The sequence below is a fragment of the Marivita sp. genome (genome assembly GCF_051859345.1).
Classification (GTDB): domain Bacteria; phylum Pseudomonadota; class Alphaproteobacteria; order Rhodobacterales; family Rhodobacteraceae; genus Marivita.
The window spans coordinates 110132-124251 of record NZ_JBHYFV010000002.1 but is presented as its reverse complement, the minus strand read 5'-3'; the positions used below and the strand labels follow the sequence as shown (position 1 = coordinate 124251).

Annotated in this window: 19 protein-coding genes; 14 read left to right on the top strand and 5 right to left on the bottom strand. The window is 61.0% G+C overall.

What is annotated here, in order from left to right; translation table 11 throughout:
- The first annotated feature begins 13 nt into the window (after positions 1–13).
- The gene (locus ACTIEN_RS02180) at positions 14–586 is read left to right on the top strand and encodes a LabA-like NYN domain-containing protein (protein ID WP_439521462.1); all 573 of its coding nucleotides are present in this window, start codon (positions 14–16) and stop codon (positions 584–586) included.
- Between the two features lie 23 nt (positions 587–609).
- Positions 610–1047: a YqaA family protein gene (locus ACTIEN_RS02175; RefSeq protein WP_439521461.1), complete on the top strand. Its 438-nt coding sequence runs from the start codon at positions 610–612 to the stop codon at positions 1045–1047.
- On the opposite strand, the gene ACTIEN_RS02170 is transcribed toward ACTIEN_RS02175, so the two are convergent.
- Entirely contained in the window at positions 1028–2281 is a 1254-nt protein-coding gene (locus tag ACTIEN_RS02170) for an MFS transporter (protein ID WP_439521460.1), read from the bottom strand. The genes ACTIEN_RS02175 and ACTIEN_RS02170 overlap by 20 nt on opposite strands.
- Positions 2282–2364: 83 nt before the next feature.
- Entirely contained in the window at positions 2365–2832 is a 468-nt protein-coding gene (locus tag ACTIEN_RS02165) for a c-type cytochrome (protein ID WP_439521459.1), read from the bottom strand.
- 134 nt (positions 2833–2966) lie between these two features.
- On the opposite strand from ACTIEN_RS02165, the gene ispH reads away from it, so the two are divergent.
- Positions 2967–3917, top strand: a complete 951-nt coding sequence (gene ispH, locus ACTIEN_RS02160; RefSeq protein ID WP_439521458.1) for a 4-hydroxy-3-methylbut-2-enyl diphosphate reductase — start codon at positions 2967–2969, stop codon at positions 3915–3917.
- Between the two features lie 31 nt (positions 3918–3948).
- On the opposite strand, the gene ACTIEN_RS02155 is transcribed toward ispH, so the two are convergent.
- Complete coding sequence (locus ACTIEN_RS02155; protein WP_439521457.1) at positions 3949–6159, bottom strand: DEAD/DEAH box helicase; 2211 nt, start codon at positions 6157–6159, stop codon at positions 3949–3951.
- A gap of 110 nt (positions 6160–6269) precedes the next feature.
- On the opposite strand from ACTIEN_RS02155, the gene ACTIEN_RS02150 reads away from it, so the two are divergent.
- From ACTIEN_RS02150 to ACTIEN_RS02130, 5 genes are read left to right on the top strand one after another with little or no spacing between them, the layout of a single operon-like run.
- The gene (locus tag ACTIEN_RS02150) at positions 6270–6884 is read left to right on the top strand and encodes a LysE family translocator (protein WP_439521456.1); all 615 of its coding nucleotides are present in this window, start codon (positions 6270–6272) and stop codon (positions 6882–6884) included.
- A gap of 40 nt (positions 6885–6924) precedes the next feature.
- On the top strand, positions 6925–7377 hold the full coding sequence (locus ACTIEN_RS02145; RefSeq protein ID WP_439521455.1) for a DUF3429 domain-containing protein: 453 nt from the start codon (positions 6925–6927) through the stop codon (positions 7375–7377).
- Positions 7374–7964 (top strand): class I SAM-dependent DNA methyltransferase, encoded by a 591-nt coding sequence (locus ACTIEN_RS02140; protein ID WP_439521454.1) that lies wholly within the window; start codon positions 7374–7376, stop codon positions 7962–7964. The genes ACTIEN_RS02145 and ACTIEN_RS02140 overlap by 4 nt, the downstream gene beginning before the upstream one ends.
- Positions 7957–8418: a ribonuclease HI gene (rnhA, locus tag ACTIEN_RS02135; protein WP_439521453.1), complete on the top strand. Its 462-nt coding sequence runs from the start codon at positions 7957–7959 to the stop codon at positions 8416–8418. Before ACTIEN_RS02140 ends, rnhA begins: the two co-directional genes overlap by 8 nt.
- Positions 8415–9038 (top strand): trimeric intracellular cation channel family protein, encoded by a 624-nt coding sequence (locus tag ACTIEN_RS02130; protein ID WP_439521452.1) that lies wholly within the window; start codon positions 8415–8417, stop codon positions 9036–9038. The genes rnhA and ACTIEN_RS02130 overlap by 4 nt, the downstream gene beginning before the upstream one ends.
- A gap of 2 nt (positions 9039–9040) precedes the next feature.
- Here the strand turns inward: ACTIEN_RS02130 and ACTIEN_RS02125 are convergent, their stop codons facing one another.
- A complete protein-coding gene (locus ACTIEN_RS02125) occupies positions 9041–10219 on the bottom strand; it encodes a MalY/PatB family protein (RefSeq protein WP_439521451.1) in 1179 nt (392 codons plus the stop codon).
- A gap of 105 nt (positions 10220–10324) precedes the next feature.
- Between ACTIEN_RS02125 and def (ACTIEN_RS02120) the strand changes: the two genes are divergently transcribed.
- Genes def (ACTIEN_RS02120) through ACTIEN_RS02095 form a run of 6 tightly spaced genes read left to right on the top strand, consistent with a single transcriptional unit; the run spans position 10325 to position 13246 of the window.
- On the top strand, positions 10325–10843 hold the full coding sequence (gene def, locus ACTIEN_RS02120; RefSeq protein WP_439521592.1) for a peptide deformylase: 519 nt from the start codon (positions 10325–10327) through the stop codon (positions 10841–10843).
- Entirely contained in the window at positions 10840–11337 is a 498-nt protein-coding gene (def, locus tag ACTIEN_RS02115; protein ID WP_439521450.1) for a peptide deformylase, read from the top strand. The genes def (ACTIEN_RS02120) and def (ACTIEN_RS02115) overlap by 4 nt, the downstream gene beginning before the upstream one ends.
- Positions 11334–11831, top strand: a complete 498-nt coding sequence (def, locus tag ACTIEN_RS02110) for a peptide deformylase (protein ID WP_439521449.1) — start codon at positions 11334–11336, stop codon at positions 11829–11831. The genes def (ACTIEN_RS02115) and def (ACTIEN_RS02110) overlap by 4 nt, the downstream gene beginning before the upstream one ends.
- A gap of 3 nt (positions 11832–11834) precedes the next feature.
- Positions 11835–12746, top strand: coding sequence for a methionyl-tRNA formyltransferase (gene fmt / locus ACTIEN_RS02105; RefSeq protein ID WP_439521448.1), 912 nt, complete (start codon positions 11835–11837; stop codon positions 12744–12746).
- A 2-nt stretch (positions 12747–12748) separates the two neighbouring features.
- The gene (locus tag ACTIEN_RS02100) at positions 12749–13009 is read left to right on the top strand and encodes a hypothetical protein (protein WP_439521447.1); all 261 of its coding nucleotides are present in this window, start codon (positions 12749–12751) and stop codon (positions 13007–13009) included.
- A gap of 3 nt (positions 13010–13012) precedes the next feature.
- Complete coding sequence (locus ACTIEN_RS02095; protein WP_439521446.1) at positions 13013–13246, top strand: GlsB/YeaQ/YmgE family stress response membrane protein; 234 nt, start codon at positions 13013–13015, stop codon at positions 13244–13246.
- Positions 13247–13255: 9 nt separating this feature from the next.
- On the opposite strand, the gene ACTIEN_RS02090 is transcribed toward ACTIEN_RS02095, so the two are convergent.
- Positions 13256–14113 (bottom strand): universal stress protein, encoded by an 858-nt coding sequence (locus ACTIEN_RS02090; protein ID WP_439521445.1) that lies wholly within the window; start codon positions 14111–14113, stop codon positions 13256–13258.
- Positions 14114–14120: the final 7 nt, after the last annotated feature.

The following is a 14120-nucleotide window of genomic DNA, read 5'->3' as shown; positions in this document are numbered from 1 at the left end:
AAAGGTTCAATTCATGTTCTACAAAGACGAGCGTTTGGCGCTGTTTATTGATGGTTCCAATCTCTACGCTGCAGCAAAGTCTCTTGGCTTTGACATCGACTATAAACTGTTGCGTCAGGAATTTGTGCGCCGTGGCAAACTGCTGCGCGCCTTCTACTACACAGCGCTTCTCGAAAATGATGAGTATTCGCCGATCCGGCCGCTGGTGGACTGGTTGCACTACAACGGGTTCAACATGCGGACGAAGCCGGCGAAAGAATACACCGACAGCCAGGGTCGCCGTAAGGTCAAGGGCAACATGGATATCGAATTGGCTGTTGATGCCATGGAATTGGCAGATCACGTCGATCATATCGTGCTGTTCTCTGGCGATGGTGACTTCCGCCCACTGGTCGAAAGCCTGCAGCGCAAAGGTGTGCGTGTGTCGGTCGTGTCCACGATTCGCAGCCAGCCGCCGATGATCGCGGATGAATTGCGACGTCAGGCAGATAACTTCATCGAGCTTGACGAATTGCGTGACGTCATCGGACGCCCGCCGCGTGAACCGATGGCGGAACGTGAACCTGTTGCGGCGGAACAGGACTGATTTGACTCTGCGCCGGATGGCACATGTGGAGTGACCTGCTTTCATTGAGCGGGTTGTTCTTCGTGGCGTTCGGCGCGGCGACAATCCTACCGTTTCAATCCGAGATCGTGTTCGTCGCGCTGCAAGTGCGCGGCGACATTGCGATTGAATGGATCGTCATTTTTGCCAGTGTCGGCAATATCCTCGGATCGGGGTTGAACTATGCTCTGGGTCGCGTTCTGGAACGCTATCGTGGCCGCCGCTGGTTCCCGGTCTCCGAAGCCCAGTTAAACCGCGCCCGAGAATGGTATCTCAAATGGGGAGTCTGGACGCTGTTGTTCAGTTGGGCACCATTGGGCGATGCGCTCACGGTCGTTGCGGGTGTCATGCGGACAAATGTCTGGCTCTTCTTCCTGCTGGTCGCCATTGCCAAGACCATCCGCTATATCGTCGTGGCCCTGATCACGTCTGCGGCGTTCTGAGATCGGTGTCGGTTATTCCCGGCACAAGGTCTTGCGCAGCACGGCGAATGCCCCACAGCATCAAGAGGGTCGTCCCGACAAAGTACATTGCAATTCCGACGAATTGCGTTTCGATCCCGATGCCCAGATCAATCAGCAGTCCTGTCAGACCAGGTCCGATTGCCGACCCCAGCACCATCACTGCTGTCGCCATCGACTTGATCGAACCGATATGTGCGGTGCCGTAGAATTCTGCCCAGAAGGCGTTGGGCAAGGTGGCGTTCGCGCCCGATGTCATGCCCAAGAAGACAAAACCAACCACCAGTCCAAGCGGGCTGTGCGTCAGACCGAAGATCAGGAACGCCGCCACCATCGGCAATTGGTAGAACGGGGTCAGGCGCGCAGTTCCCAATCGGTCAAGCGCCCATCCCGAAAGAACCATCGACCCGATTCCGACCGCCGTATAAAGCGGAAAGAAGCTTACGAAGACCAAGTGCTCCAGCCCCTTTACGTCGGCAACATGCACCTGGTGAAAGAAAAACGCGGTGTTGAACGCCGATGGTCCCAGAACCGCAGGGACCATGCACCAGAAAAGCGGATGCCGAAGAGCCTGCAGTCGCCGCCAATGCTGGCCGCGCATGCCGAAAGACACGTCCGATTCCGCATGCGAAGCAGGGGTTCTTTCCTGCGCAAGCAGCTTGGCAAGGACGGGAATGGCGCAGATGCAGATGACTGCGCCAAGGACCCAAAGGCTTTGCCACGCCATGACCGTCATCGCACCGACAACAGCCATCGGAACAAACGATTCACCCAGGGCAAAGCCGAGTGACGCAATCGACAACGCGCGTCCGCGTGTCGCGACGAACCAGCGGGCCATTGCGATCACGGCGATATGCGAACACATCCCTTGCCCGAAGAACCGCAAGGCAAAGATCACCAATGGCAAGGCCCACACCCAGGGATTGAACGCCATCGCAAGGCAGGCCGCCGCCAGACCGAAAAGGACAATCGGGGCCAGCACGCGCACCCGGAACAGATCGGTGAGGCCGCCGGCCCAAACCATCACGGCGGCCGACGCCATGGTGCCGATCATGTAGATCCCGCCCCAGGCGCCGTGGCTCAGGTCAAAGGCCAGCCGAACTTCGCCCGCAAACAGCGAGATGAAATAGGTCTGACCAAAAGACGACAGGAAGGTGAGCATGGCACCTGCCGTCAAGAAAGGCGCATTGGCGCGAAGATACTCTGTGATCTGCATACGCCCGCCATGCCCCCATGATCAGAGCGTTGCAAGGTGCAAAAGCGGTGAACGGGAACATGCCCGCCGGTTTGTCTTGGCGGCTAGGGCAGAACCCGCGCGTTCATTTCGGTGTGGATGTCCTGAATTTCGGAAGGCCAGGTGCTTTTGATATAGCCCAGAATGCTGGCGATCTGTTCGTCGGACACTGAGTCGGAAAAGCCGATCATGTTGGACCTGTAGCTGCCACCGACAATGGCTTCCGTGCCTTCGCGCACGATACGCATCAACAACGCGTTGTCATGATGCCATGTGTGGCCGGTCTCATCATGCGGGGGTGCGGGAAGATAGCCGTCGGAATCGGGTTCGCGCCAATTGGCCTGACCTTCAAGTTTCGCGCCGTGACAGCTTGCACAATAAGTGTCGTACAATGCCTTTCCTTCGGCCACCCTGTCTGCGTCGGCAAAGGGAAGCGTCGTCGCGGACCGGTCTGCGCTCCATCCCGGTGCAACGAACACAGCGCCAGCAACCACCATAGAGCCGACAACGGCCGCGATCACGATTTTTTGCATCTTTGGGACTCCTGTCATCGCAGGGGTATCGCCGGATTCCAGCGCGGGAAGGTCAAATCACGGCTGAGTGAAGCCGCATTCCTCTGGAACCATGCGGCCTGAGTCTTTAGGTTCGGGGTATGACGGAGACTGACATGACCAAACCGCCGCTGACCCTTTACCTTGCTGCGCCGCGTGGATTCTGCGCCGGCGTGGATCGCGCCATCAAGATTGTCGAGATGGCGCTCGAGAAATGGGGCGCGCCGGTCTATGTGCGACACGAGATCGTCCACAACAAATACGTGGTGGACACCTTGCGCGACAAGGGCGCGGTGTTTGTGGAGGAATTGGACGACTGCCCCGATGACCGCCCGGTGATCTTTTCCGCCCATGGCGTGCCGAAAGCCGTGCCTGCCGAGGCCGCCAAGCGCGAGATGATCTATGTCGATGCCACCTGTCCGCTGGTGAGCAAGGTCCATATCGAAGCAGCGCGCCATCACGAGACCGGCTTGCAGATGATCATGATTGGCCACGAAGGCCACCCCGAGACCGTCGGCACGATGGGTCAACTTCCCGACGGTGAGGTGCTTTTGGTGGAAACCGTCGCGGATGTGGCCACGGTCGAGGTGCGCGACCCCGAAAAGCTGGCCTTCGTCACGCAAACGACCCTCAGCGTCGATGACACCATCGACATCGTCGCCGCGCTTCAGGCGCGGTTTCCCAAGATCGTCGGACCGCACAAGGAAGACATCTGCTACGCCACCACGAACCGTCAGGAGGCGGTCAAGGCGATGGCACCAAAGTGCGATGCCATGTTGGTGGTCGGCGCGCCGAACTCGTCCAATTCGCGGCGTCTGGTCGAGGTGGGCAGCAAGGCGGGATGCGCGTATTCCCAGCTTGTCCAACGCGCGCCCGATATCGACTGGCGCGCTTTGGAAGGGATTGCCAGCGTCGGCATCACCGCAGGCGCCAGCGCGCCCGAAGAGCTGATCAACGAAGTGATAGACGCTTTCCGGGATCGCTATGAGGTCACGGTCGAGATGGTCGAAACGGCGGTCGAGAACGTGGAGTTCAAGGTGCCGCGCGCGTTGAGGGTGCCTGCGTAAAGGTGCGCGCAAGCACGCACCCTCAATACTGTCATTTTTTCCCGCCGGGTTTCCCGCCGAACTTGCCCGCAGGTTTGCCGGTTGGTTTTCCACCCGGCTTGCCACCGGACTTTCCGCCTGGTTTCGGGGCACCTGCACGCGGCTTGCGCATGCTTTGTGACGGATCGCTTGCATTGGCGCGGGCCGCCGCACGGGCAACGTTCTTCTTGCTGTCGGGTCTGCCTTCGGGCGGGGGCGGACCTTTGGGCTTTCCCTTGCCTTTGTAGGGCTGTGCCTGAAACTCGCCTTCGGACCGACGTGGCGCGCGGTCGCCACCGGGTTTGTCGCCATAGGGCTTGCGTTCGCGCGCCGGTCCGTCTGATTTGCCTTGATAGGGCTTGCGCTCACGGGCCGGGCCATCCGATTTGCCGGCATATTTTCCTTCGGGTTTGCCGCCTTTGCGATCTGCGGGTTTCGGCTTGCGCACGCGTGGGGCAGGATCGTCGTTCCAGTCAATCGGGGCAGCTGATCTTGGTGTGGCCTTGGGGGCCGCCGGAGCGTCGTCCGGTCTGGATGCCGCCGGTTCCGATTTCGGTCGGTCGGCATACGACTTGCGCTCGGGCTTTGGTCCGTCGCTGTGGGGCTTGCGTTCTGGGCGGGGGGCGCCTTTGCCACCGGGCCGCGCGCCGCGGTCAAAATCAGGCGCTTTGTCGAGTCGGGTCAGCGTCACACCCTTTTCGAGCTCCATCTCGGGGCCGACAGCATTCAAGAACCGTGCAACTGACGATTCCTTGATCTGGACCAGCGAATGGTCCTGCTGGATGCGGATCGCGCCGATGTCGTCCTTGCTCAGATCGCCTGCCCCGCAGACCATCGGCAGGATGCGGCGGGGTTCCGCGTCAGCGGCACGGCCACCGGACACGGCGAACCAGACGCTTGGGCCGAATTCCTGACGGGGCTCTGGTTTTGCGCCAGGATCCGACAATTCCTCGGGTGCCGTGTGCTGTTCGCGGAACATGCGCAGATAGGCGACCGCGATTTGCTCGGGCGTCTTTTCCGCCACCAGCCGGGCCACAACCGTTTCTTCGGACTCGCCGACGGGTGTTTCCCAAGCGGGATCGGCAAACATCCGGTCCTCGTCGCGCGCCAGAACTTCGTCCGCCGAGGGCGCAGCGCCCCATTCGGATTTCAGCTTGGCCATGCCAAGGATGCGTTCGGCCTTCTTGCGCACCTTGGGAGTCACAATCAGCGCAGATACACCCTTGCGGCCTGCACGACCGGTCCGACCTGAGCGGTGCAGCAGCGTTTCGTGGTTCGACGGCAGTTCGGCATGCACCACCAGATCGAGGTTCGGCAGGTCGATGCCTCGTGCCGCGACATCGGTTGCCACGCAAACCTGCGCGCGACCATCGCGCATCGCTTGCAAAGCGTGGGTGCGTTCGGTCTGTGACAGCTCACCCGACAGGGCCACAACCTGAAATCCGCGATTCGACAGGCGTGTCGTGAGCCGGTTCACCATGGCACGGGTGTTGGCAAAGACGATGGCGTTGGGCGCTTCGTAAAAGCGCAGCGTGTTGATCACTGCGTTGTCGGTGTCGCGGTCGTTCACCATCATCGCGCGGTAAGAGATGTCTGCGTGTTGGCTGGTCTCGGATTTTGTCACAACCCGGATCGCGTCCCGCTGGTAGCCTTTGGCAAGCTTGGCGATCTGCGGCGGCACGGTTGCCGAGAACATCAGCGTCTGACGGTCCTCGGGCGCTTCGCCCAGGATGAACTCAAGGTCTTCGCGGAAGCCGAGATCCAGCATCTCGTCCGCCTCGTCCAGAACCACGGCACGGCACTGCGAAAGGTCGATCGAGTTCCGCATGATGTGGTCACGCAGACGGCCCGGTGTGGCGACGACGACATGTGCACCGCGTTCCAGTGCACGGCGTTCATCGCGCATGTCCATGCCACCCACGGTCGAGGCCATGACAACTCCGGCCTGCGCGTACAGCCACGCCAGCTCGCGTTTCACCTGCATCGCCAATTCGCGCGTCGGGGCAATCACCAATGCAAGCGGAGCACCTGCCGGGCCAAAGGTTTCGTCCTCGAGAATCGTCGGCGCAATGGCAAGGCCGAAGCCCAGTGTCTTGCCTGATCCGGTCTGCGCCGACACCAAAAGGTCGGCACCGACATAGCCGGGATTGAGAACCGCCTCCTGAACAGGGGTCAGCGTGTCGTATCCACGGGCATCAAGGGCATCTTGCAGGGCTTTTTTCACGGGCGTCGTCTTTTTTGTAAATTCGGCCCACCAGCGGGCCAAACCGGGCGTCTAGATCAATCGGACGGGAATGTATAGCGTCATCGCAGCACATCGAACGAGGATCCGCTATGCTCTCCCTGCAATTCCTTCTGACCGCTTTTGTCGTTGTCGTGGCTCCGGGGACTGGCGTGATCTACACGTTGGCCATTGGATTGGGCCAAGGGCGTTGGCCCTCCATCTGGGCCGCTCTTGGTTGTACCGTCGGGATCGTGCCCCACCTTCTGGCGGCGACGCTGGGTCTGGCGGCAGTGCTGCACACCTCGGCGCTTTTGTTCAACGTGGTGAAATTTGCCGGAGTGGCCTATCTTCTCTGGCTTGCATACCAGGCGCTTCGCTCGGGTGGCGCACTTTCCGTTTCTGCCGAAAGGCAGACCGAAGCCGGATTTCGAATCGCCCGGCGCGGGGCGTTGATCAACATTCTGAACCCCAAGCTGTCGATTTTCTTCCTCGCCCTGCTGCCGCCGTTTCTGTCGGGCAACCCGGCCACGGCAACGGCGGAAATGGCGCTGATGGGGGCGGTGTTCATGGCGATGACCTTTGCGATTTTCGTGCTCTACGGTGTCTTTGCGGCAGCGGCCCGGACGTGGCTCTTGGGCAGCGAACGTGTGATGCTTTGGCTCAACCGGTCCTTTGCCGGCCTTTTTGCAGCCCTTGCCGGGCGGTTGGCGCTGGAACGGGTCTGAGCTATGTCGCGGCGCGTTGGGCTGGCTTGAAGGACCGATGATGACCCAGATTCCCCGTTCTGCCTTGCTCCTTGGCCTTGCCGGTGTGATTCCCTTTGCCTGGGGTGCGTTGACGCTGTTGTCTGACGGGGTCGCACAATGGGGGCTGGGCACCCTCGGTCCCCGGTTTATCGGTCCTTATGTGCAGCTGTCTTATGGAATGGTGATCCTCAGCTTCATGTCCGGCGTGCTTTGGGGCTTTGCCACCAAAGCGCAGGGCGAGCAGGCCGCAACGGGTTACGCCCTTTCGGTGATCCCGGCGCTTTGGGCGTTCTTCATGACAGGGGGAGGGCCGGTGTCGGCAGGAACAAACCTGATCTTCGGCTTTCTGGGGCTTCTCGCGCTTGACTTCGCGTTCTGGCGCTGGGGCCTCGCACCCGCATGGTGGATGCAACTTCGCGTGCTTCTGACCGGATTGGTGATCCTTTGTCTCTGTGTCGGAGTGTTTCTGTGACAGACCGTGAAACCATCGCCGTCTACGATGCCCGCGCTGGCGACTATGCCAAGCTTGATCCGTCGGATACACCCAGCGACACGCTTGTAACGTTTATCGCAGCTCTGCCCGATGGAGCGCGGGTTCTCGATCTGGGGTGCGGCCCCGGCACGTCGGCCCGGCACATGGTTCGGGCGGGGTGCGTGGTGGATGCGCTGGATGCTTCGGCCGAGATGATCGGGCTGGCTTCGGCAATCGAAGGTGTCACCGCGCGGCAGGCCAGTTTCGACGACCTTAGCGGCATGGCCATCTATGACGGCGTTTGGGCCAATTTCAGCCTGCTGCATGCCTCGCGCACGGACATGCCGCGCCACCTGTCCTCCATTCACACCGCGTTGAAACCCGGTGGCCTGTTTCATATCGCGATTAAGGAAGGCGCCGGCGAGGGGCGGGACAGCCTTAATCGGCTCTATACCTACTATACCGAGGTAGAACTGACCGACCTGCTGCAACAAGCCGGATTTACCGTCGGCCCCTATCGACGCGGGCGCGACAAAGGGCTAAGCGGCGAGGATGCTGACTGGATCTCTGTAACCGCCCATGCCTGACCTTTTTGCCTATACCGACGGAGCCTGTTCCGGAAACCCCGGCCCGGGCGGTTGGGGTGTGCTGATGCAGGCCAAGGATGGCGAAACGATCGTCAAGGAACGCACCCTGTCGGGCGGCGAGGCGAACACGACCAACAACCGCATGGAACTGCTCGCGGCGATCCACGCGCTGGAAACGCTGGCGCGCCCATCCTCGCTCACCATCATCACCGACAGCGCTTATGTGAAGAACGGTGTGACCGGCTGGATTCATGGCTGGAAACGCAACGGCTGGAAGACCGCGAACAAGAAGCCTGTCAAGAACGTGGAGCTTTGGCAGCGGCTGGACGAGGCGCAGGCGCGGCATGATGTGACGTGGGAATGGGTCAAAGGCCATGCAGGCCATCCAGAGAACGAACGCGCCGATGAACTGGCGCGTGAAGGCATAAAGCCGTTCAAGAAAGGTGCTGCGTGACGCTGATCGCGCTGCTCGACCACGCCGCTGTTCTGGTCTTTGCGCTGACGGGTGCCTTGGTCGCCAGCCGCGCACAGCTCGACATCATCGGCTTTGCCTTTCTGGCGATCCTTACGGGCGTTGGTGGTGGCACGATCCGCGATGTCCTGCTGGATCGCAACCCGGTCTTCTGGATGACCGACCCGACCTACCTGGGTGTCGCCGTTCTTGCCGCCTTCGTGGTGTTCTTTACCGCGCACCTGTTCGAAAGCCGGTACAAGGCGATCCTCTGGCTGGACGCCGCCGCGCTGTCTTTTGCCGTTGCCGCAGGGGCCAATATTGCCGCCGCTCTGGGGCAAAGCGCGCCCATCGTGATCGTCATGGGGGCCGTGACCGGCTGCATGGGTGGGCTGATGCGTGACGTTGTGGCCAACGAAGTGCCGCTGGTGCTCAAACAGGGCGAGCTATACGTCACCTGCGCCGTGGCTGGCGCTTCGGTGATCGCGCTTGCGCCTGTCGTGGACCTGGGCCCGGCGATCACCGTTCTGCTTGCCGCCGCGATCACCTTTGGCCTGCGCGCAGGCTCCATCGCTTTCGGCTGGAGCCTGCCGGTCTACAAATCCCGCCCGCCGCGCAACTGAGTTTATTGCAGGTCGCTGAAGGCCTCTTGCAGACGTTTGGCGGCATCTTCGACACGGTAACGCTGCGTGGCAAGATTGAACCGCAGGAAGCTCTCGCCACCGGGGCCGAACTCCGGGCCGGGGCTGGGGGCGATGCGTGCCTCCTTGCGGACACGGCGGCTGATCTCTTCGAAATCCATCCCTGTGCCCGAAAAATCGACCCATGCAAGATAGGTCGAGGCCAGCGGCAGGGACCGCACACCGGGGATGGCGTTGATCGCGTCATCGAAGATCCGGCGGTTCTCGATCAGGTGTTCGATCTGCGCATCCACCCATTCCGCCCCTTCCGGCGAATAGGCGGCAGTCACCATTTTCAGACCCAAGGCGTTGGGTGAATAGTCCAGTGACCGCAGTCGCTGGGCCATCGCCTCGCGCAGTGTGGCATCGGGGATGATCATGTTGCCGGTCTTCTGGCCCGCGATGTTGAACGTCTTGGAAGACGCGGTCAGCATCACGGAGCGGTCCCGTACATCGGGCGCGGCCACGTCGAACGGCACGAAGGTCTGGCCGGGATAGATGAAATCGTGGTGAATTTCATCAGCCACGATAACCAGATCATTGCGCGCGGCGAACTTGGCCAGCTGTTGCAACTCTTCCGCAGTCCAGATGCGGCCGGACGGATTCTGGGGCGAGCAGAAGATCAGCATCTTTTCCGTGCCATCCAGCCGAGATTGCGCATCGTCGAAATCGATCTGGTACGCGTCGCCCTCAAGCTTGAGCGGGCATTGCACCGGCACTCGTCCCGCGCGCCTGATCTTGAATTCGAACTCGTGATAGACTGGGTTGAACGTCACGATCCGATCGCCCGGTTGTGACCACACGTCAAGGCACAGCGCTATCGCGTTGCCCAACCCTTGCGAGGTCAGAATCCAGTCGGCCTCGATGTCCCAGCCATGCCGGGTTTTCATCCACCACTGGATGGCAGCGTTGTAGTCGGTGAAATCGGTGAAATAGCCGAAGACCCCGTGATCCACTGCATCCTGCAGCGCTTTCAAAACGCAGGGCGCGGTCGGGTAGTCGCTGTCGGCGGTCCACATCGCAATCCCGTCTTCGCTGGGCACGTCAAATTTGCTTTCCAGAATGTCCCACTTGGAACAATGCGTGCCGCGTCGGTCATTGGGTTCATTGAAGAGATCGCGCATGTACTACTCCAGTCTGCTCGGATTCTGCGTGACGCTACTCCAGTGAACGGCAGGCGCAAGCCCCGGTCTATTGCCCTTGCGGCGCGGATTGCCTAAATGCCTGCCATGAAATTGCCGATCCTCATCCACCCGGACCCGCGTCTGAAAAAGGTCTGTGCGCCCGTGCCCGACCTGTCGGACGACCTTCGCGTTTTGGCCAGGGACATGCTGGAAACCATGTATGACGCGCCGGGCATCGGTCTTGCCGCGCCGCAGGTCAGTGTGCTGTCGCGCCTGATCGTTCTGGATTGCGAGAAGGATGAGGATTCCACGCCGCGCCCGCTTGTGATGTTCAATCCCGAAATCCTCGCTTCCTCGGACGAAACCAATGTCTACGAGGAAGGCTGCCTGTCGATCCCGGATCAGTTTGCCGACGTGACCCGCCCCGAAGCGGTCAAGGTGGCGTGGATCGACGAGAATGGCAATCCGCGGGAAGAAGAGTTCGATGGCCTCTGGGCGACCTGTGTGCAACACGAGATCGACCATTTGAACGGCAAGCTCTTCATCGACTATCTCAAGCCGCTGAAGCGCCAGATGATCACGCGCAAGATGGTCAAGCTCAAGCGCGAACAGGCGCGGGCATGAGCATTCTGCCCATCGTTACATGGCCCGACCCAAGGTTGTCGCAGGTGTGTGAGCCGGTCCGTGATCCGGCGACGCTGACCGACCTCGTCCAGGACATGTTCGACACCATGTACAACGCCCCCGGTCGTGGGCTGGCCGCGCCGCAGGTTGGCGTGATGCAGCGCGTGTTCGTGATGGACCCGACCTGGAAAGACGGCGACCGCACGCCTTATGTCTGCATCAATCCGGAAATTGTGATCTCTGGCGATACTGTGGCCAAGAACACCGAGGCCTGCCTGTCCATCCCCGGCGTGTCTGCCGACGTGATCCGCCCGACCGAGATCACGCTGGCCTATACCGATCTCGACGGCACACGGCAGGAAACCTGGCTGACGGGATTTGCCGCGACCTGTGCGCAGCACGAACTCGACCATCTCAACGGCATCGTGATCTTCGACCGCCTGTCCCCCGAGGTACGGGCTGCTCTTGAAACCGAATATGCTGCGCTGACATGACCAAGCGCCGTTGCCTGCCGTGGCCCAATCCCTGTCTCCGCACTCCGGCCGAACCCGTAGACGAAATCACGGACGACATCCGCGCGATCTGGGACGACATGATCGACACGATGGAAGCGATGCCCGGCGTCGGTCTTGCCGCGAACCAGATCGGCGTTCTAAAGCGTCTGGCCGTCGTAGATGCGTCCGAGGAACGGGGCAAAGCGGTGCGGATGGCGAACCCCGAAATTCTGCATGCATCTGTTCATCTGCGCGCGCACGAGGAGGCCAGCCCGAACCTTCCCGGCGTGTTTGCCAGGATCGAACGGCCCCGTGCGGTGACCGTACGTTTCATCGGTACGGACAGTACGGTTCACGAACAGGATTTCGTCGGGCTCTGGGCCACATCGGTGCAGCACCAGATCGACCATCTGAACGGCAAGATGTATTTCGATCACCTGAGCAAGACCAAGCGGGACATCCTTCTGCGGCGCGCGAAAAAGCTGAAAGGCTAGGACATGCGGATCATCTTCATGGGCACGCCCGATTTCTCGGTCCCGGTGCTCGACACTCTGGTCGAGGCTGGCCACGAGATCGCCGCCGTCTATTGCCAACCGCCGCGCCCCGCAGGTCGTGGCAAGAAGGACCGCCCGACACCTGTACATGCCCGCGCCGAGGCTTTGGGTCTCCCGGTGCGGCACCCCAAGAGTTTGCGCACGGACGACGCACAGCACGATTTTGCGGAGCTGGACGCGGACATCGCCGTTGTCGTCGCCTACGGCTTGATCCTTCCACAAGCGGTGCTCGATGCGCCAAGACATGGCTGCCTGAACATCCATGCGTCGTTGTTGCCGCGCTGGCGTGGGGCCGCGCCGATCCATCGTGCGATCATGGCAGGTGATGCGGAAACCGGCATTTGCATCATGCAGATGGAGGCGGGGCTTGATACCGGGCCGGTTCTGCTACGCGAAACGACGCGGATCGGGCCACACGAAACCACCGGCGCCTTGCATGACAGGTTAAGCCTTATGGGCGCGGATTTGATTGTTCGCGCCTTGGGCGATCTGGATAATCTAATCCCGGAAAAACAGCCCGAAGTTGGCGTCACCTATGCCGCAAAGATCGACAAATCCGAGGCCTTGATCGACTGGTCCCGTCCATCGGTCGAGGTGGACCGCCTGATCCGAGGGCTTTCGCCTTTTCCGGGTGCATGGACATCGGTTGCCGGAGAGCGTGTCAAACTGCTGGGCAGCACTCTGTCGGATCAGAGCGGACCGGCCGGAACCGCGCTTGACGATGGCTTCACCATTGCTTGCGGGGACGGAGCGGTTAGGATCACCCGAGCACAGCGGGCAGGCAAGGGCGCGCAGGACGCAGACACGTTTCTGCGCGGCATGGCGGTTTCGGCGGGAACCCGGTTGGGAGACTAAGAATGTTTATGGTTCTGATGGGCACGGTCGTGATCGCGGGGATCGTGGGGTATGTGTCCGAGAAGTCGGGCTTTACCAACAATGGTATTCTGCAAAGCATCATCATCTGCATCGGCGGCGCGTTTCTTGCCTATTTCGTGCGGATCATGTTCGGGATCGGGTTCAGCTCTCCGGGCATGAATGCAATTGCTTCCTCGCTTGGCGCGCTGATCATCGTGCCCACCCATTGGAGGTCGTCGGTCCGGGATCGGCGGCGGAGATAGCGGATGCCAGTTCTGTTCCTCTTGGTCATCGGCGCCGCGGCAGGCTTTCTTGCGACGCGGGTGATGCGCGTCGAGATGAGCACGCTTGCCACGGTGATGGTAGGCGTTGCAGGCGCGCTGATCGGCGGCATGGTGATTCGCCTTCTGCTGGCCGCCACCGGTGCCGTAGCTGGGTTGGTGGGGGCCGTTCTGGGCGCGATGATCGTGATCTGGGTGGTCCAGAAACTGCGTAGCTGAACGCGACCGCTACCGCATGATCAAGACCGGCACGCGGCAAGAGCGAATCATTTCGGTTGTTGTCGAACCGATGATGAACGATCTGACGCGGCTGTGGCCATATGCTCCCATGACAAGCAGGTCATGTTCTCCGCTTGACGTGATCTGAGCCAGGGTCTTTTCCGGCTCCCCGCTTTGGATCACTGTATCTGCCTCAAACCCACCGGCTTTGAGAGTCGCGGCTGCATCGGCTAGCGATTTCTGGATGGTGGGTGTGTCTTTCCCTGCGAACACAAGCGTGACCTTCAGACCTGCAAACAGTGGGCTGCGCGCGATATAGTCGATGGCCTTGAGTGACGACGCTCCGCCATCGAATGCGACAAGAACCGAGTTGATCGGCTTGAATGCCCGGTTGGCAATGAAGACGGGCTTGTGGCTTGCACGGACGATGCGTTCCAGGTTCGACCCCAGATGCTCCATCGCGTGGGCCGCGGCTTCGCCACGTTTGCCGATGACGATCATGTCGCCGGTTTCTTCCTTGGCGGTGATCGTTTCGACCAGATCGCCTTGGCGCAGGCGGGTTTCCACGGCAATGTCCCCGTCGCCCTGAATGATCGCCTTGGCATCTTCGAGAATGGCGCGCCCGTGTTCATGTGCCAGCTTGGCGCGGGTGGCGTCGAGTTCCGACAGTTGTTCCAGCAGCGCCGTGCGGGCCCCGAGTTTGATCGCGCCCGACAGGTCTTGCTTTTCGACTGCATCCCGACGGCCCATGACGTGATAGACCTTGACGGTCCAGTCGGTCTTGCCCGCGATCCAGGCCGCGTGATGGCAGACGCTTTCGGAATAGGCAGAGCCGTCCACAAGGGCGATGAGTGTGTTGGTTGTCATGGTCGTG

Coding starts and splice junctions, on each gene's coding strand:
- def (WP_439521449.1), top strand. CDS start 11,334: ATGACCAAGCGCCGTTGCCTGCCGTGGCCCAATCCCTGTCTCCGCACT.
- ACTIEN_RS02090 (WP_439521445.1), bottom strand. CDS start 14,113: ATGACAACCAACACACTCATCGCCCTTGTGGACGGCTCTGCCTATTCC.
- ACTIEN_RS02095 (WP_439521446.1), top strand. CDS start 13,013: ATGCCAGTTCTGTTCCTCTTGGTCATCGGCGCCGCGGCAGGCTTTCTT.
- ispH (WP_439521458.1), top strand. CDS start 2,967: ATGACCAAACCGCCGCTGACCCTTTACCTTGCTGCGCCGCGTGGATTC.
- def (WP_439521592.1), top strand. CDS start 10,325: ATGAAATTGCCGATCCTCATCCACCCGGACCCGCGTCTGAAAAAGGTC.
- ACTIEN_RS02175 (WP_439521461.1), top strand. CDS start 610: ATGTGGAGTGACCTGCTTTCATTGAGCGGGTTGTTCTTCGTGGCGTTC.
- ACTIEN_RS02170 (WP_439521460.1), bottom strand. CDS start 2,281: ATGCAGATCACAGAGTATCTTCGCGCCAATGCGCCTTTCTTGACGGCA.
- ACTIEN_RS02145 (WP_439521455.1), top strand. CDS start 6,925: ATGACCCAGATTCCCCGTTCTGCCTTGCTCCTTGGCCTTGCCGGTGTG.
- ACTIEN_RS02180 (WP_439521462.1), top strand. CDS start 14: ATGTTCTACAAAGACGAGCGTTTGGCGCTGTTTATTGATGGTTCCAAT.
- ACTIEN_RS02100 (WP_439521447.1), top strand. CDS start 12,749: ATGTTTATGGTTCTGATGGGCACGGTCGTGATCGCGGGGATCGTGGGG.
- ACTIEN_RS02150 (WP_439521456.1), top strand. CDS start 6,270: ATGCTCTCCCTGCAATTCCTTCTGACCGCTTTTGTCGTTGTCGTGGCT.
- rnhA (WP_439521453.1), top strand. CDS start 7,957: ATGCCTGACCTTTTTGCCTATACCGACGGAGCCTGTTCCGGAAACCCC.
- ACTIEN_RS02165 (WP_439521459.1), bottom strand. CDS start 2,832: ATGCAAAAAATCGTGATCGCGGCCGTTGTCGGCTCTATGGTGGTTGCT.
- def (WP_439521450.1), top strand. CDS start 10,840: ATGAGCATTCTGCCCATCGTTACATGGCCCGACCCAAGGTTGTCGCAG.
- fmt (WP_439521448.1), top strand. CDS start 11,835: ATGCGGATCATCTTCATGGGCACGCCCGATTTCTCGGTCCCGGTGCTC.
- ACTIEN_RS02125 (WP_439521451.1), bottom strand. CDS start 10,219: ATGCGCGATCTCTTCAATGAACCCAATGACCGACGCGGCACGCATTGT.